This window comes from Agrobacterium sp. 22-214-1, assembly GCF_053522465.1.
The window spans coordinates 1,902,159-1,918,142 of sequence record NZ_JBNWCK010000001.1; the positions used below are offsets into that span (position 1 = coordinate 1,902,159).

Here is a 15,984-nt window from a genome sequence, read left to right on the forward strand (position 1 = left end):
TGAAGGAAAAGATCGTCGTGAGCGTCTAAAAAGACGCCGAAGCTCTGGTCGTCAAACAAATATCGATGGCGAAGTACCTAGGTTGGAAGGGGCTGAAAGTCAAGTTTCTTTGAACACGACCATCTGGTCAGGGTTCAGCAGGGAGCCAGACAACAGGAACGCCAAAAAGCAAAAACCCGGCGCGGGAGGAGGTGCGCCGGGTTCTTGAAACTGACTGACAATTGGGAGGAGGAGTATTGTCAGTCCAATCGGGCGACGCTGGGAGGAGGAGTGCGTCGCTTCGATGATTTGAAGATACAGGATCGCCGCTTAAAAAACAGACGTTTCATCGCAGCGCAGCATTGCGCATAATGCATAGCTGTTTCGAGGTGACTTGAAGCTTCTCCGCGTAACGCCTAATAAATACGCATGTCTATCGAATCCGTCAGAGCCTTTTTCACCGAAAAGTCGCCCGAGGTTGCCGTGATCGAAACGGAAACGAGTTCGGCGACGGTTGCGCTGGCCGCCGAAGCGCATGGTGTCGACCCCGACCAGATTGCGAAAACCATTTGCCTGAAGGCGGGTGAAACCATTCTTCTCGTCGTCGCCGCCGGCACGAAGCGGCTCGACAACCGCAAATTCCGCGATCATTTCGGCGCAAAGCCGCGCATGCTCGGACCGGAAGAGGTGGTTGCGGTGACCAGCCATCCCATCGGCGGCGTGTGCCCTTTCGGCCTGCCCTCCCCGCTTCCGGTGTTTTGCGACGTCTCGCTGAAAAACTATCATGAGGTGGTTCCCGCGGCCGGCGCCACCAATGCGGCGGTGAAGATTTCGCCGGAGGCGATGGCCGAGCTGACGGATGCGGAATGGGTCGACGTCTGCCAATGACGCCGATTTGATCCGGCCAGGACTTAACCCCGCCTTAAATCGCCGCATTTAAACTCTTCATCCTGGATTAAGGATCGCGCAGGCATAGAAGCCTTAAACCCGAACGGGATGCGCGCGGTTTCGCGAATAGGAGCGACTTCGGCTGGATGGCAGGCAAGGGTAAATCACGCGAACGGGTAGAACCCTCTTTCGGGGATTTCCACGAATCCGGTGATGACCTGCGTCTCGACGCCAGCGAACGCATCAGCGGAACCACAAAGCAGCAAGCCAGAAAACCGAAGCCGACATCCGGCCGCACCAAATCCAGAAAAAAAGAAAAGCGCACCCGCGGCTCCGGCCACGGCGCGACGGGCTTCATTCGCTCCCTCGTCTATTGGTGCATCGTACTCGGCATCTGGGGCGGCATCGGTGTTGCAGGTCTCGTTCTCTATTACGGCGCGCGCATGCCGAGCGCCAGCAGCTGGTCCATTCCCGAACGCCCGCCGAATGTGAAGATCGTTTCGGTGAATGGCAGCGTGCTCGCCAATCGCGGCACCACCGGCGGCGAGGCGCTCGCGCTGGAAGATATGTCGCCCTATATTCCGCAGGCCGTCATGGCCATTGAGGACCGGCGGTTTTATTCGCATTTCGGGGTCGATCCGCTCGGTCTCGGACGCGCCATCGTCACGAATGTGGTGACGGGGCGAACCGTGCAGGGCGGCTCGACGCTGACGCAGCAGCTCGCGAAAAACCTGTTCCTCTCGCCGGATCGCACGCTGGAACGCAAGGTTCAGGAAGTGCTGCTGTCCTTCTGGCTGGAGCATAAGTTCACCAAGGACCAGATTCTCGCGATGTATCTCAATCGCGTCTATTTCGGCTCCAACGCCTATGGTGTCGAGGCGGCCTCGCGGCGCTACTTCAACAAATCCGCGCGCGACGTCAATCTGGGCGAGGCGGCCATGCTGGCCGGACTTCTTAAAGCGCCCTCGCGCCTTTCGCCGGCGCGCGATCCGCAGGCGGCGGAAGAACGGGCGCAGGTCGTGCTGCAATCCATGCGCGATGTCGGCTTCATCACCGACGATGAAATCAAGACCGCCATGTCGCAGCCGCCGACCAAGGCGAAACGTTTCTGGTCTGGCGCCGAACATTACGCCGCCGATATGGTGCTGGAGGAAGTGCGCAACCTCGTCGGCGAGGTCAAGCAGGACATCGTCGTCGACACGACCATCGACCCCAATCTCGAGCGCGACGCCGAAAAGGCGCTGACCCACGTGCTGCAAGGCGACGGCAAGAAGCAGGGCGCTTCGCAGGCGGCGCTGGTTTCCATCGATGGCACGGGCGCGATCCGGGCCGTGGTGGGCGGGGCGGATTATGCCGAAAGCCAGTTCAACCGCGCCGCCAAGGCAAAACGGCAACCCGGCTCCGCATTCAAGCCCTTCGTTTACGTCGCCGCACTCGAATCGGGGCTTACTCCCTATACCATCCGCAACGACGCGCCTGTTCGTATCGGCAGCTGGACCCCGGAAAATTACGAGAAGAAATATCGAGGCGAAGTGACACTCGCCACCGCGCTCGCCAATTCGCTGAACACCATTGCCGCGCAGCTGGTGATGGAAGTGGGTCCGGATCGTGTGACCCAGGTGGCGCATCGCATGGGTATCGAATCCGAGCTGCAGAACAATGCCTCCATCGCGCTCGGCACCTCGGAAGTATCACTGATGGAGCTGACGGCCTCCTACGCCCCCTTCATGAACGGCGGCTACAAGGCGACGCCGCATATCGTCAAACGCATCACCGATGCGGATGGCAAGGTGCTTTACGAAAACAAATACGACAACCCGCCGCGCGTCCTGAGCGAAGAGATAGCCGCAACCATGAACAGCATGCTGTCGCGCGTCATCACCGAAGGCACCGGCAAGGCGGCACGGCTGCAGGGCTGGCAGGCGGCAGGAAAATCCGGTACGACGCAATCCTTCCGCGACGCCCTTTTTGTCGGCTACACAAGCAACCTGACCACCGGGGTGTGGTTCGGCAATGACGACGGCACGTCGATGAAGAAGGTCACCGGCGGCGGGCTTCCCGCAAAGGCCTGGAAAGATTTCATGACCGCCGCCCATTCGGGGCTTTCGCCCTCACCGCTCTTCGGGCTTGGCGCAGGCGGCGTGCCGCCGCTTGGGGAAATGCAGCAGCCGGCGCCGGAAAGCGCGCCCTCCTCCATCGGCGATATCATTTCCAATGCGCTCGGCGGTGGAACGGTGGATACGCGCGCCTATCCCGAAGCCCCCGTTGCGCCGAATCCGAATCAGCCCGGTGCACCGATGCCGCCGGCAAATATCCCTTCCCGCGATATCGAACCCGGCTATTCAGCCGGCAACGGGCCTGTACCACCCGCCGATATCGGCGGTCAGGCGCCATCCGGACCGAAGCAGACGACCCTGCTCGATATTCTGATGGGAAACTAACGGCTTAGAGCGAGCGGCAGGCGCTGGTCTCAGGGCTTCTGACGACTTCGACAGCGCTGCACGAAAATTCCCGATTTTGCAGGTTTTGGTTCCATGGGACAGGGCGTCTCCGCACCTACGAGCGGAAAGGATGTCGGCCCTGCAACATCCGCGTGCAGTCGCATTAACCGTAGATTGCCATTTGCGCCGGGGCGGTTACATTTCGGATGACTTTTTACGGTAAATGAATTATTAATCGTTCATATAATTAATTTTCTTCTATCAAAATAACTTTTCAGGGCTTTATATTATGCTGGGTACTAAAGGCTCATCGCATGCCGTTTTTTACGGTGCCTCCTATTCCGCAGCCACCACTTTCGAATCGCCGGAAACGCAACCTTCCTCTTCGGAAAAAACCGTCTCCGCATTCCTGCGCGGCCAGTTCGCGCTCAAAAGAACGATTGACATCGCAGGGGCGTCCATCGCCCTTGTCGCACTCGCGCCGGTGCTGCTCACCGTGGCAGTGATGGTCAAACTCGACAGCAAGGGACCGGTCCTGTTTTCGCAGGTCCGCTGGGGCATGAACGGGCGGAAAATCCGTGTCTATAAATTTCGCTCCATGAGGACCGATCTTTGCGACGCCACCGGCGTGGCGCAGACGGTGAAGAACGACCCCAGAATAACCCGGATCGGCGCGGTTCTTCGCCGCACGAACATCGATGAACTGCCGCAGCTTCTGAATGTGCTGAAAGGCGATATGTCGCTGGTCGGGCCCCGCTGCCATGCCATCGGCATGCTGGCGGCCGGCCGTCTTTATGAGGAGCTGGTGCCGCACTACCATATGCGGCACCGCGTGCGGCCGGGCATTACCGGCCTTGCCCAGATGCGGGGATTGCGCGGCCCGACGGATCGCAGCGACAAGGCGCGCGCCCGAATCGTCTCCGATCTTTATTACGTCGACAATTTTTCGCTCTGGCTGGATATCAAGATCATGGTCGGAACGGTGATTTCCGAATTGCGCGGCGGCAAGGGGTTCTGATTTTCAGGCGCCATTGCCGCAGCCGCAATCCGGGGCTGCAAAATAAAAAGCCCGGCAGCGATGCCGGGCTTTTTTCATGAAACCATCGTAACGATCAGTTTGTCGGCGCGGGAGCCGCAGCGGGATCCGGAAGCGGTGCCGGGTTTGCCGACAGTGTCCGCAGATAGGCGATGAGATCGGCGCGTTCCGTTTCCTTCTTCACGCCCGCAAAGCCCATGGCCGTGCCGGGAACGTGCTTCTTGGGAGCTTCGAGGAAGAAGCTGAGATGATCGTAATCCCAATGCACGGAACCACCCTTGGAGAAATCCTTCATCCCTGCGGAGTAGCTGAAACCTTCATGGCTGGCGATCGGCCGGTTGACGATATCGAAGAGATTGGGGCCGACCTTGTTTGCACCACCACTCTCTCCGGTATGACAGCTCGTACACTTCTTGAAGACCGTCTCACCCTTGGCGGCATCGGCGCTGGCAAGCAATTGTGCGATCGGCGTCGCCGCGGCAGCGGCTTCTCCGCCACCGGCTTCGCCGCCACCCTCTGCCGCAGCAATTGCGTAACCTTCCTTTTCGGGCGCGGGCGCATGGAAAATGCCCTCAGACGCAATCGACACCGACATCAGGACGAAAACCGTGCCAAGCAACGCCCCAACGCCCATATTTACATAAGAATTCATCTATATGCGCTCCCTCGCATCCGCTTGATATAACGGGCATCTTGAAATTGCTCGAAAGCTATGGCTTTTGCACAGCCTGCGCAACTTGAATAATGCTCCCCACACCGTGACGTTTTGACACTTTTCGGGCGGGATTTGAAGGGTGTCGGATGAAGAATCGGGATTTCGAGAAAGCTGTCGTCCTCATACCGGCGCGGATGGCATCCACGCGCCTGCCGGGCAAGCCGCTCGCCGACATCGGCGGCAAGCCGATGATCGTGCAGGTGGCGCTGCGCGCACGCGAGGCCGGCGCAGAGCGAATCGTTGTGGCCGTCGATGACGAACAGGTGTTTTCGGCCGTCAAAAATGCCGGTTTCGACGTGATGATGACACGCGACGACCACCAATCCGGCTCGGACCGCATTTTCGAAGCGCTGCAAAAGGCCGACCCCTATGGCAAGGCGGAATATGTCATCAATGTCCAGGGCGATCTTCCGACCATCGAAGCGGAGACGATCCGCGCTTCGCTGCGTCCACTGGAAAATGCCGCCGTCGATATTGCGACACTGACGGTCGAAATCACCGACGAGGAAGAAAAAACCAATCCGAACGTGGTGAAAGTGGTGGGCAGCCCACTTTCCGAGTCGCGATTGCGCGCACTTTATTTTACCCGCACCACCGCCCCTTATGGCGATGGCCCGCTTTATCATCACATCGGACTTTATACCTACCGGCGCGCCGCGCTGGAGACATTCGTGAGCCTGCCGCCCTCGCCGCTTGAAAAACGCGAGCGGCTGGAACAGCTGCGCGCGCTGGAAGCCGGCATGCGCATCGACGCCGAAATCGTCAGTTCCGTGCCGCTCGGCGTCGACACGCCGCACGATCTGGAAAAAGCCCGCAAAATTCTCGCAAGCAGAACCCTCTAACGGACAGTCCCATGACCTTGAGCACAAATCGCATTGCCTTCCAGGGCGAATTCGGCGCGAATTCCGATATGGCCTGCCGCGACATGTTCCCGGATATGGAGCCTTTGCCGTGCCCGACATTCGAGGATGCCTTCAACGCCATTGAAAACGGCGAAGCCGATCTCGGCATGATCCCGATCGAGAACACACTGGCCGGCCGCGTTGCGGATATTCATCACCTGCTGCCGGAATCGCGCCTGCACATCATCGGCGAATATTTCATGCCGATCCGCTTCCAGTTGATGGTGATGCCGGGCGTAAAGAAGGATGAAATCCGCACCGTCCACAGCCACATTCACGCGCTTGGCCAGTGCCGGAAAATCATCCGTTCGAACGGCTGGAAGCCCGTCATCGCCGGCGATACGGCAGGCTCCGCAAGGCTCGTGTCCGAAAAGGGCGACCGCAGCATGGCGGCACTTGCGCCGCGCCTTGCCGCCAATCTCTACGGCCTCGATATTCTCGCTGAAAACGTCGAGGATTCGGAAAACAACGTCACGCGTTTCGTTGTGCTTTCCCGCGATGAAAACTGGGCCAAGCGTCAGTCTAGCGACGAAATCGTCGTCACCACCTTTGTCTTCAACGTCCGCAATATTCCGGCCGCGCTCTACAAGGCCATGGGCGGCTTTGCGACCAACGGCATCAACATGACGAAGCTCGAAAGCTACCAGCTTGGCGGCAAATTCGTGGCGACGCAGTTTTATGCCGATATCGAAGGCCATCCCGATGACGAGCCGGTGCGGCATGCGCTGGACGAGCTGCGCTTCTTCTCCGAAAAAGTCCGCATTCTCGGCGTCTACAAGGGCCATGCGATGCGCGGCAAGCTCAACCAGGGTTGAGCCTGCCGAACGCGATTATTTCGTCCATTCCACCCAGTCGCGCATCAGCCGATGCGCGATGGCGCCACCGGGAGGCGCGGAAAAGCCCTCACCCGTTGCCGTCTCCAGCATTTTTGCGACTTCCGCCCGCGTGAACCAGCGGCAATCCTCCAGTTCGATCTCATCGCGGGCAATATCGAAAGACAGTGCCTCGGCATAACAGCCGATCATCAGCGTATGCGGCATCGGCCAGGGCTGCGACGCGTGGTAACGCACGCGGCCGATTTCGACGCCGGATTCCTCATGCGTTTCGCGGCGTACGGCCTGCTCGATGGTTTCGCCCGGCTCCACAAAACCGGCAAGGCACGAATACATGCCCGGCGCGAAATGGGCACCGCGGCCAAGCAGGCACAGATCACGCTCTATATCGATCGTCATCATGATGACGACGGGGTCCGTGCGGGGAAAAATCGTGTGGTTGCAGGCGGCGCAGATACGCTTGTAACCGCCGATACGAAGCTCCATAGTGCCGCCGCACTTTCCACAAAAGCGATTGTCGGCGTTCCAGTGGGTAAGGCTGACGGCCTGGGCAACCTCGCTCAGCAATTCCTCATCGAGAAGATGATCGCGATAAAGGGTACGGGCGTCGGCAAGCTTGTAGTGGCTCGCGAGCTGATCCTCGGCAACGGCAACCGGCACCGCAATTCTCGGCTCGCCGGTTTCGCGATATCCGAGCAGGACAGCGTTGTCGAAATCCGGCTGCAATTCGGCCAGCTCATAAGCGGAAAACAGGGGGTCGATGACCTGTTCGTCATGCTTCAGGACAAGCCGGTTGCCCGAGAAAGCGAAAATATGGGTGCCATCGACCTTCAGCGCATCGGCAACGCACTCTTCCGACCGTTTTTCGGCGAAACGGTCGAGGGCGTTCTTGGAAAAGGCTGTCAGCAGGCTTGCTTCGGGATGGGGGGCAGTGGTTTCAAAAATTTTCATGGAAATCATCAGAGCGCGCCGGAGATTTTTTTCATCAAACTTTCCTTTTCGCCCGCGGCATAGGGCACAGGCGTTCCGTGACCCCAGATGGGACCCGGCCAGCAGGTGTCGCCTTCATTGCGGGCGATTATATGGACATGAAGCTGCCGGACGATATTGCCCAAAGCACCGACATTAATCTTGGTGGCTCCGGTGATTTCTTTCAAGGCAGACGCGACGAGATTGGTCTCGAATGTCAGCACGGCCTGATCAAGCGGGGTGAGATCGAACAATTCACTGACGCCGTCTCGCTGCGGCACCAGCACCAGCCAGGGCCAGCGGTTGTCGTTTTGCAAACGCAGTTCACATAGTCCCAAACGCGTCACAAGCACGCTGTCGCGCGCCAGTCTGTCGTCCAGCCGGAATGTCTCCAAGGTGTCCTCCATGTTTGTTTTCATTGTGATAGCAGTTTTTTGAAGGCTTGGCTTGCATTTGCTTTCGATATTGCCGATATGTGGCCCCGGGAGGTTGGTGGTGGACGAGCCACTCGCCAACCGGGTCAGGTCCGGAAGGAAGCAGCCCTAACGAGCCCGGCACGGGTCGCCGTGCCAGCCTCCCACCTTTTTTAAAAGACGTGCTCAGCTTTCGCCGGGCCAGTTCAGCGCCCCAAGACAACTGGCAAAACAAACTGGCGAGGCAATGAGCGACACCGTACCCACCACATCAAGCGAATCCCAGGTCGGGACCGGCTACCGGGTACTGGCGCGCAAATATCGCCCCAAGGATTTTTCCGATCTGATGGTCGGCCAGGAGCCGATGGTCCGCACGCTGACCAACGCGTTCGAGACCGGCCGTATCGCGCAGGCCTATATGCTGACCGGCGTTCGCGGCGTGGGCAAGACGACCACGGCCCGCATTCTAGCCCGCGCGCTGAATTACAAGACCGACACCATCGACAAGCCGACCATCGACCTGCGCATCCCCGGTGAACATTGCCAGGCGATCATGGAAGGCCGGCATGTCGACGTGATCGAGATGGACGCCGCCTCCCATACTGGTATCGACGATATTCGCGAGATCATCGAACAGGTGCGTTATCGCCCGGTTTCGGCACGCTACAAGGTCTATATCATCGACGAAGTGCACATGCTGTCGACGCAGGCTTTCAACGGTCTTCTGAAGACGTTGGAAGAGCCGCCGGAGCATGTGAAATTCATCTTCGCGACCACTGAAATCCGCAAGGTTCCGATCACCGTTCTGTCGCGCTGCCAGCGCTTCGATCTGCGTCGCATCAGCGCCGCCGATCTGGTCGGCCTGTTCACCGCCATTGCCGGCAAGGAAGGTTTCGAGGCCGATCCGCAGGCGCTTTCGATGATCGCCCGCGCAGCCGAAGGCTCCGCGCGTGACGGCCTTTCCCTGCTCGATCAGGCGATTGCGCATGGTGGAGGCCGCGTTGAAGCCGAAGCGGTGCGCGGCATGCTCGGCCTTGCCGACCGGGCGCGTATCGTCGATCTCTTTCAGCATGTCGTCAAAGGCGATGTCGCGGCCGCCCTTTCGGAATTCAACGGGCAATATGAGGCGGGTGCAAACCCTGTCGTCGTATTGAACGATCTTGCCGATTTCACCCATCTCGTCACCCGCATGAAATATGTGCCTGACGCGGCGGAAGACCCCTCGCTTTCCGAGATCGAACGCGTGCGCGGCGCCGAATTTGCCGAGACGATTGCGGTAACCGCGCTGTCGCGCATCTGGCAGATGCTGCTGAAAGGCATTCCGGAAACGGAAAATGCCTCGCGTCCGGCGGGTGCGGCCGAAATGGTGCTGATCCGGCTTTCGCATGCCGCCAATCTGCCGGCTCCGGAAGATGCTGCCCGGCGCCTGCTTGAGCTTTCGAACGGCGACGGCGGTTACGCCAATGGCGGACCTTCGGGCGGCGGCAATGGCGGCGGTGCGCGCGCCTATTCGTCAGGACAGGCCGTGGCCGCGGGAAGACCTGTCGATCTTCCCGCCCAGCGCCAGACGGCACCGCAGACCTCCGCCGTGCTGCGCGCGGTTCCAGACAGCCGCCCGCAGGAGATGCAGGTCGCGGCGCCGAAAACCGAAGAGCGGCCGGAGCCGAAGGTTCCCGTCAATTCGGTGCAGGATATTGCCGATCTCTGCCAGAAGAACCGCGATCCCGTCATGCGGGCAAAGGTGCGCGGCTTCGTGCGGCTGGTGCGGCTCGAGCCCGGCCGGCTTGATATGCGCCTCGGCGAAGGCGCGCCGGGCTCTTTGCCGGGTGAACTTGGCGTGAAGCTCAAGGAATGGACCGGTATCCACTGGATCGTCAGCCTCAGCAAGGAACAGGGCGAGCCGACCCTTGTTGAAGCCGAAAGCAATGCCCGGGATGCCCGCCTTGTCGATGCGCGTCAGGACCCCGACGTGGCCGCCATTCTGGCGCAGTTTCCCGGCGCAAAAATCACCGACGTGCGCATTCGCGCCGCCGTACAGGATGAGGCGGAAGAAATCGCCCCGCCATCGGTTGCCGAATCGAGCGAAGGCGACATCCTTCCCGGCGACGACATCGAGTTTTAAACAAAAAGAACAGGAGTTTGGCACATGCGTGACATCATGGGCATGATGGGCAAGGTCAAGGAAATGCAGTCCAAGATGGAGAAGGTGCAGGAAGAAATCGCCGCCCTTGAAGTCGAAGGCAGGGCTGGCGGCGGCCTGGTGACCGTCATTCTCAACGGCAAGGGCGAAATGCGCGGCCTGAAAATCGATCCTTCGCTGTTCAAGGAAGACGAGGTGGAAATCCTCGAAGACCTGATCGTCGCGGCCCACAAGGACGCCAAGGAAAAGGGCGAAGCACAGGCGCAGGAAAAGATGGCCGGCCTGACTGCGGGCCTGCCGCTGCCGCCCGGCATGAAATTCCCGTTCTGATATAATCCGACCTAAGAGGATGGCGTGACGCACGCCGTCCTCACGGCAAGACTGGGTCTAGGCTTCCAGCATCGCGCGGAACCGGCTTGCAAGCGGCGTTTCGAGATAGGCCGCGCGTTCAGCCATGGTGAGCTGCATGGGACGGAAACGCTGGAGAATGGTCGGTATAGGCAGTTTCGTTCCCTGATAGGGTTCGAAGGCGATATCCTCCCCGGCGGCAAGCATTCCGCCTTTCAGCACCCGGCAATAAAAACCCGGCTGGCCCGCCTGCCGGAAACGCGGTGCGAAATCGGGATCGCCGATGCGGGCCGACAAAGTGGCGCAGGGAATGCGGGCGGCGGTTACCTCCAGCACGACTTCGTGGGCCAAGAACCTGTCGCCGACATGGAGTTTTGCGCTGTCGACGCCATCAAGAACAAGGTTTTCGCCAAAAAACCCGGCTTCGACCACAAAGCCCAGAGAGCGGGACCAGAAGTCGAGATCGACGGACCCCATGACGTAAATCGCCTGATCCGGCCCGCCGTGATGTTTGCGATTGCAGACGGCATCGCTGACGATGCCTTCCGCATCAACCATGACCGGGCCGTGGACGGGATGCTTGAAGATGCCCGTCTTCATCGTCTTTCCCGGCAGGCTTTTTGCCTCGCCCCGGCATACCGCCCTGATTTTCATGGACTGCCCTTTGCGCTTCATGATTCCCGTTTCCCGATTTATGCAGTAGAAAGCGCTCATGGCAAAACGAGTCACCGGTCCTGAAATTGAAAAACTGATCCAGCTTCTGGCAAAAGTGCCGGGGCTTGGCCCCCGTTCGGCGCGGCGGGCGGCGTTGCATCTCATCAAGAAGAAGGAACAGCTTCTCGGGCCGTTGGGCCACGCCATGGGCGAGGCCTATGACAAGGTGAAGATCTGCTCCTGCTGCGGCAATGTCGATACAATCGATCCCTGCACCGTCTGCACCGACGACCGGCGCGACCAGTCGGTCATCATCGTGGTGGAAGACGTGTCCGATCTTTGGGCGCTGGAGCGGACGGGTGCGATGAACACCGCCTATCACGTGCTGGGCGGCACGCTTTCGCCGCTCGACGGCGTTGGGCCGGAGGATTTGAATATCAAGGGCCTGATCGACCGTGTCAGCGCCGGCGGCATCCGCGAGCTTATCATCGCCGTGAATGCGACGGTGGAGGGGCAGGCGACCGCCCACTACATCACCGATCGCCTTTCCGGTCTCGACATCAAGATCACCCGGCTTGCACATGGCGTACCGGTGGGCGGTGAACTCGATTATCTCGACGAAGGCACGTTAACGGCAGCACTCAGGGCCCGCACGACGATCTGAAGCCACCCTCCCTCCCCGTTATTCAAAGAGGAGACCGAATGCGAAACCATTTTGCCCCGAAGGCACTGGCTGCACTTCTTTCCGTTTTTTCAGCAACGACGGCCTTGGCGCAATCGGCACCGACAGGAGCAGCGGCAGCCCGATATGACGCTGAATTTAATGCCTGGCTGAAAAAGGAAATCTGGCCGGAAGCCCGCAAGGCCGGCATTTCGCAAAAGACGCTTGAAGCCACCCTCAGCGGTCTCTCCATCAGCTGGAACCTGCCCGACCTTGTCATTCCCGGCCAGAAGCCACCAAAGGAGCAAAGCCAGAGTCAGGCGGAATTTTCCTCGCCGGGCGCCTATTTCTCCGAAAAGCGGCTGCAGGGATTGGCCGGCACCGGCCGTTCGCTTGCAGCCACCCATGCGGCGACGCTGCGCAGGATCGAGGCGAAATACGGCGTACCCGGTGATATAGTCGTTGCGATATGGGGCCGCGAATCCGGTTTTGGTCGGGCGAAACTGCCGCATTCCGTGGTCGATGTGCTGGCGACGAAAGCCTATATGTCGACCCGCAAGGAGATGTTCCGCACCGAACTGATCGATGCGCTGAAGATCGTCGAAAGCGGCGATATCGCAGCCTCGCGCATGATGGGCTCCTGGGCCGGCGCGCTCGGCCAGCCGCAATTCATGCCGTCGAGCTATCTCAAATATGCCGTGGATTTCGATGGCGACGGCCATCGCGATATCTGGAATTCCGTACCGGACGCGCTGGCATCCATAGCGAACTATCTTTCCCAGCGCGGCTGGCAGCGTAATCGTGACTGGGGTTTCGAAGTCTCCATCCCCGCCAATGTCTCCTGCGCGCAGGAAGGCCCTGATCTTGCCCGGCCGGTGGCCGACTGGGCGAAAATGGGCATCACCCGCATTACCGGAAAAGCTTTCCCGTCCAATGACCTATCCGCCGATGGCATGATGCTGGTGCCGGCCGGACGGCACGGGCCGGAATTCGTGGTGACGCCCAATTTCTACGTCATCAAGGAATACAATAATTCCGATCTCTACGCGCTGTTCATCGGCAATCTCGCCGACCGCATCGCCCATGGGGCGGGCCCGTTCAAGGGTGAATGGGGCAATGTTGGATCGATGCTGCGCTCCGATGTTCTCGCCATGCAGAAGGCGCTCGTGGCCAAGGGTTACGATGTCGGCAAGGCAGATGGGCTGGCCGGTTTCAAGACGCGCCGTTCGCTCGGCGACTGGCAGGCCAAGAACGGGCTCTCACCGACGTGTTTTCCAGATGCAAGCCTGAAGGCTAAGCTGAAATAGCACGTCACGGGCGACGTCGGAAAACCTCTCCGTCGTCATGCTCGGGCTTGTCCCGAGCATCTGCAACCGATTGATTTAACGATACGTGGTTGGATCCTCGGGACAAGCCCGAGGATGACGTCGAGGGTTATGGCAAGGACCCAATAGCTTTTTACCTGGCCCTTTCCTGCCTCTCCCAGCCTCTCAATGCTGGTCGGTATGGGGCTTGTGGAAGATATCGTCGGTCGGCGGAATGGTCTGCCGCTCGATCATCCGGTGCACGCGCGGCCGTGTCTTGCCGCGGTGAAGCTCGAGCAGCCGGTCCCAGGCCTCAGCATCCGCCTGGGTGCGGCGGTGGTTATGGCGGACATATTCCACCCATGTCGGCACATGGTAACTTTCGGTCCAGATGTCGGGGTTTTCGAGATCGCGCATCAAGTTCCAGTTGCGGGCACCATCCCGGATGCGGATACGGCGGCGCTCGGCCATCAGCGGCAGGAATTCGCCGAGGTCCTCGTCATGGATTTCATAGTCGATGAGGATGGCGATGGGGCCGCTGCGCGGCTTGATATCCAGCCGCAGCGGCGGTTCCACGAAACGATTGAGCGGATCGAGATTGAGCGAGGCAAAAGCCGGCATGGCGAGCTTGAGGCCGACGCCGACGCCGAGCAGCATCAGCGCGCACGAACAGAGCAGCGAATAGGAAATGCCGTAATCTTCCGCCAGCTCGCCCCACAGCCAGCTACCGACCGCAATGCCGCCGAAGGTGAGCGTCTGGTAGAGCGAGAGCGCCCGGCCAACCACCCAGCGCGGGGTGGAGAGCTGGACGATGGTGTTGAAGAGCGATAGCGCCAGAACCCAGCAGGCGCCGGCAATAGTCAGAACCAGCGAGGTGATGATCGCACTCGTGCTCACCGCCGTTACGCCAGCGCTGAAGGCGAAGCCCAGAAATGCGACGCGCACGATCCATTCGCTGGACAGGACCTCGCGCAATCTGGCGCTGATCAGCGCACCGCCAATCGCACCGACGCCGAAGGCGCCCAGCATGACGCCATAGGTCAAGGGGCCGCCTTCGACCAGATCGCGGGCGACAATGGGCATCAAGGCAAGGATGGCGCTGGCGGAAAGGCCGAAAAGGAAGCCGCGCACCAGCACCTTGCCGATGTTGGGCGACATCGCCACATAACGCATGCCGGCGGAGATGGCGGCAAGAAGCTGCTCACGCGGCAATGTCGATGCATATTTGGGCGGCTGCCAGCGAAACAAGGCGTAGATCAGCGTGAAATAGCTCAGCGCATTCACGAAAAACGCGGCAGCGGCGCCGGCGGCCGCGACGATGATGCCGCCGATGGCCGGGCCGACACTGCGGGTGATGTTGAAACCGACGCTGTTCAGCGTCACGGCGGCCGGCAGATCCTCGCGCGGAACCATTTCGCCGACGGAGGCCTGCCAGGACGGATTGTTGAGCGCGGTGCCGCAGCCGATCATAAAGGTGAAGAAGAGAAGCAGCCAGGGCGTGAGCCAGCCGGACCAGGCAAAGACGGTGAGCAACACGGAGGCCGTCAGCATCAGGAGCTGCGCCGAAATCATGATGCGGCGGCGGTCGAAACTATCGGCCAGTGCCCCTGAAATCAGCGAGAACAGCATGATCGGCAAAGAGGTGGAGGCCTGCACCAGCGCGATCATGTTTTCGGAACTCGAAAGCGAGGTCATCATCCATGCGGCGCCCACCGCCTGGATCAGTCCACCGAAGTTCGAGGCAAGGCTGGCGATCCAGATTCGTCTGTAAGTCAAATGCCTTAAAGGCGCGAGTGGCGATTTACGGTCAGGCACGCTCTGTCCACTTGATGCAACTGCGATTTGTCAAACGGCAACTATAGACAGTGCCGGCAATCATGCCAGCCTTTCCGACATGGTAAGGGTGAAAATGTGGCCGAGACGTCGCTGAAACGGAGACGCCCGCGAAAACCTTGCAATCCTGCCCCGATGGGTCTATATGACCCCTGAAATTCTTGATCGCTTGATGAAGAGTGGGGCCGCAAGGCTCCGCTCTTTTTCGTTAGGCGAACCGGAAACCACGGGCAGAAGGCCCGGTGAACATCAAAGACCGGAAGGCCAGATGGCAGACACCGCACATGAACCGCGACTGATTACCGAAACGGGCATCGACCAGCGCATCGCCGAGATCATCGAGCCTGTTTTGACGGGCATGGGATATCTTCTGGTGCGCGTGCGGCTCTCCAACCAGAATGGTATGACGCTTCAGATCATGGCCGAGCGCGAAGACGGCACCATGACCGTCGAGGACTGCGAAGCCGTCTCCATGGCGATTTCACCGGTTCTTGATGTGGAAGATCCGGTCGATAAAGCGTATCATCTCGAAGTTTCCTCGCCCGGCATCGACCGGCCGATGGTTCGTAAATCGGATTTCACCCGCTGGCAGGGTCATCTGGTGAAGGTCGAAACCTCCATTCTGGTCGAGAACCGCAAGCGGTTTCGCGGCAAGATCGTCGAGGTCAATGCGGACGGCTTCAAGCTGGAACGCGACCAGATCGCCTATGGCGAGGAACCGACAGTCATCATTCCGTTCAGCGCGCTTTCGGATGCGAAGCTCATTCTGACGGACGATCTTATTCGTGATGCGCTGCGGGCAGACAAGGCGGCCAAGGCCGCCGCCGCAAACCAGAACGACGAAAACGAAGCAGACGAAGACTAATTC

Annotated in this window: 15 protein-coding genes and 1 other RNA gene; 11 read left to right on the plus strand and 5 right to left on the minus strand. The window is 59.8% G+C overall.

Annotation, left to right across the window (positions count from 1 at the left end):
- Positions 1–408: 408 nt before the first annotated feature.
- The 3 genes from ACQZ5G_RS09565 (at position 409) to ACQZ5G_RS09575 (ending at position 4,326) form a co-directional block, all read left to right on the plus strand.
- Entirely contained in the window at positions 409–867 is a 459-nt protein-coding gene (locus ACQZ5G_RS09565) for a YbaK/EbsC family protein (RefSeq protein ID WP_020811679.1), read from the plus strand.
- 146 nt (positions 868–1,013) lie between these two features.
- On the plus strand, positions 1,014–3,308 hold the full coding sequence (locus ACQZ5G_RS09570) for a transglycosylase domain-containing protein (RefSeq protein WP_448737096.1): 2,295 nt from the start codon (positions 1,014–1,016) through the stop codon (positions 3,306–3,308).
- Between the two features lie 289 nt (positions 3,309–3,597).
- Positions 3,598–4,326 (plus strand): sugar transferase, encoded by a 729-nt coding sequence (locus ACQZ5G_RS09575; protein ID WP_003524319.1) that lies wholly within the window; start codon positions 3,598–3,600, stop codon positions 4,324–4,326.
- A 94-nt stretch (positions 4,327–4,420) separates the two neighbouring features.
- On the opposite strand, the gene ACQZ5G_RS09580 is transcribed toward ACQZ5G_RS09575, so the two are convergent.
- Positions 4,421–4,996 (minus strand): c-type cytochrome, encoded by a 576-nt coding sequence (locus ACQZ5G_RS09580; protein ID WP_127756646.1) that lies wholly within the window; start codon positions 4,994–4,996, stop codon positions 4,421–4,423.
- A gap of 149 nt (positions 4,997–5,145) precedes the next feature.
- Here ACQZ5G_RS09580 and ACQZ5G_RS09585 point away from each other — a divergent pair, with 149 nt between their 5' ends.
- Both ACQZ5G_RS09585 and ACQZ5G_RS09590 read left to right on the plus strand, forming a co-directional pair.
- The gene (locus ACQZ5G_RS09585; RefSeq protein WP_059758939.1) at positions 5,146–5,901 is read left to right on the plus strand and encodes a 3-deoxy-manno-octulosonate cytidylyltransferase; all 756 of its coding nucleotides are present in this window, start codon (positions 5,146–5,148) and stop codon (positions 5,899–5,901) included.
- Between the two features lie 11 nt (positions 5,902–5,912).
- Positions 5,913–6,776, plus strand: a complete 864-nt coding sequence (locus ACQZ5G_RS09590; RefSeq protein ID WP_003524315.1) for a prephenate dehydratase — start codon at positions 5,913–5,915, stop codon at positions 6,774–6,776.
- Between the two features lie 15 nt (positions 6,777–6,791).
- Here the strand turns inward: ACQZ5G_RS09590 and nudC are convergent, their stop codons facing one another.
- Positions 6,792–7,754 carry an NAD(+) diphosphatase gene (nudC, locus tag ACQZ5G_RS09595; RefSeq protein WP_080722940.1) on the minus strand — a complete coding sequence of 321 codons (963 nt, stop codon included), beginning with the start codon at positions 7,752–7,754 and terminating at the stop codon, positions 6,792–6,794.
- Positions 7,754–8,182, minus strand: coding sequence for an HIT domain-containing protein (locus tag ACQZ5G_RS09600; RefSeq protein WP_065654787.1), 429 nt, complete (start codon positions 8,180–8,182; stop codon positions 7,754–7,756). The genes nudC and ACQZ5G_RS09600 overlap by 1 nt, the downstream gene beginning before the upstream one ends.
- A gap of 65 nt (positions 8,183–8,247) precedes the next feature.
- On the opposite strand from ACQZ5G_RS09600, the gene ffs reads away from it, so the two are divergent.
- The 3 genes from ffs to ACQZ5G_RS09615 all read left to right on the plus strand — a co-directional run bounded on the left by ffs (position 8,248) and on the right by ACQZ5G_RS09615 (position 10,646).
- An RNA gene (ffs, locus tag ACQZ5G_RS09605) (signal recognition particle sRNA small type) lies at positions 8,248–8,344 on the plus strand.
- A 79-nt stretch (positions 8,345–8,423) separates the two neighbouring features.
- Entirely contained in the window at positions 8,424–10,298 is a 1,875-nt protein-coding gene (locus ACQZ5G_RS09610) for a DNA polymerase III subunit gamma/tau (RefSeq protein WP_448737095.1), read from the plus strand.
- Between the two features lie 24 nt (positions 10,299–10,322).
- Complete coding sequence (locus ACQZ5G_RS09615; RefSeq protein ID WP_003507179.1) at positions 10,323–10,646, plus strand: YbaB/EbfC family nucleoid-associated protein; 324 nt, start codon at positions 10,323–10,325, stop codon at positions 10,644–10,646.
- Positions 10,647–10,703: 57 nt separating this feature from the next.
- Here the strand turns inward: ACQZ5G_RS09615 and ACQZ5G_RS09620 are convergent, their stop codons facing one another.
- On the minus strand, positions 10,704–11,339 hold the full coding sequence (locus tag ACQZ5G_RS09620; RefSeq protein WP_448737094.1) for an MOSC domain-containing protein: 636 nt from the start codon (positions 11,337–11,339) through the stop codon (positions 10,704–10,706).
- 37 nt (positions 11,340–11,376) lie between these two features.
- Here ACQZ5G_RS09620 and recR point away from each other — a divergent pair, with 37 nt between their 5' ends.
- Positions 11,377–11,982, plus strand: coding sequence for a recombination mediator RecR (gene recR, locus ACQZ5G_RS09625; RefSeq protein ID WP_003524309.1), 606 nt, complete (start codon positions 11,377–11,379; stop codon positions 11,980–11,982).
- A 38-nt stretch (positions 11,983–12,020) separates the two neighbouring features.
- Positions 12,021–13,286 carry a lytic murein transglycosylase gene (locus ACQZ5G_RS09630; protein WP_448737093.1) on the plus strand — a complete coding sequence of 422 codons (1,266 nt, stop codon included), beginning with the start codon at positions 12,021–12,023 and terminating at the stop codon, positions 13,284–13,286.
- A gap of 183 nt (positions 13,287–13,469) precedes the next feature.
- Here the strand turns inward: ACQZ5G_RS09630 and ACQZ5G_RS09635 are convergent, their stop codons facing one another.
- The gene (locus ACQZ5G_RS09635; protein WP_448737092.1) at positions 13,470–15,098 is read right to left on the minus strand and encodes an MFS transporter; all 1,629 of its coding nucleotides are present in this window, start codon (positions 15,096–15,098) and stop codon (positions 13,470–13,472) included.
- 286 nt (positions 15,099–15,384) lie between these two features.
- Between ACQZ5G_RS09635 and rimP the strand changes: the two genes are divergently transcribed.
- Complete coding sequence (gene rimP / locus ACQZ5G_RS09640) at positions 15,385–15,981, plus strand: ribosome maturation factor RimP (RefSeq protein WP_059758925.1); 597 nt, start codon at positions 15,385–15,387, stop codon at positions 15,979–15,981.
- The last annotated feature ends 3 nt before the right edge of the window (positions 15,982–15,984 follow it).

What these genes read in the sequence shown, in the direction of transcription:
- ACQZ5G_RS09565 (WP_020811679.1), top strand. Translation starts at nt 409, where the DNA reads ATGTCTATCGAATCCGTCAGAGCCTTTTTCACCGAAAAGTCGCCCGAG.
- ACQZ5G_RS09570 (WP_448737096.1), top strand. Translation starts at nt 1,014, where the DNA reads ATGGCAGGCAAGGGTAAATCACGCGAACGGGTAGAACCCTCTTTCGGG.
- ACQZ5G_RS09575 (WP_003524319.1), top strand. Translation starts at nt 3,598, where the DNA reads ATGCTGGGTACTAAAGGCTCATCGCATGCCGTTTTTTACGGTGCCTCC.
- ACQZ5G_RS09580 (WP_127756646.1), bottom strand. Translation starts at nt 4,996, where the DNA reads ATGAATTCTTATGTAAATATGGGCGTTGGGGCGTTGCTTGGCACGGTT.
- ACQZ5G_RS09585 (WP_059758939.1), top strand. Translation starts at nt 5,146, where the DNA reads ATGAAGAATCGGGATTTCGAGAAAGCTGTCGTCCTCATACCGGCGCGG.
- ACQZ5G_RS09590 (WP_003524315.1), top strand. Translation starts at nt 5,913, where the DNA reads ATGACCTTGAGCACAAATCGCATTGCCTTCCAGGGCGAATTCGGCGCG.
- nudC (WP_080722940.1), bottom strand. Translation starts at nt 7,754, where the DNA reads ATGATTTCCATGAAAATTTTTGAAACCACTGCCCCCCATCCCGAAGCA.
- ACQZ5G_RS09600 (WP_065654787.1), bottom strand. Translation starts at nt 8,182, where the DNA reads ATGAAAACAAACATGGAGGACACCTTGGAGACATTCCGGCTGGACGAC.
- ACQZ5G_RS09610 (WP_448737095.1), top strand. Translation starts at nt 8,424, where the DNA reads ATGAGCGACACCGTACCCACCACATCAAGCGAATCCCAGGTCGGGACC.
- ACQZ5G_RS09615 (WP_003507179.1), top strand. Translation starts at nt 10,323, where the DNA reads ATGCGTGACATCATGGGCATGATGGGCAAGGTCAAGGAAATGCAGTCC.
- ACQZ5G_RS09620 (WP_448737094.1), bottom strand. Translation starts at nt 11,339, where the DNA reads ATGAAGCGCAAAGGGCAGTCCATGAAAATCAGGGCGGTATGCCGGGGC.
- recR (WP_003524309.1), top strand. Translation starts at nt 11,377, where the DNA reads ATGGCAAAACGAGTCACCGGTCCTGAAATTGAAAAACTGATCCAGCTT.
- ACQZ5G_RS09630 (WP_448737093.1), top strand. Translation starts at nt 12,021, where the DNA reads ATGCGAAACCATTTTGCCCCGAAGGCACTGGCTGCACTTCTTTCCGTT.
- rimP (WP_059758925.1), top strand. Translation starts at nt 15,385, where the DNA reads ATGGCAGACACCGCACATGAACCGCGACTGATTACCGAAACGGGCATC.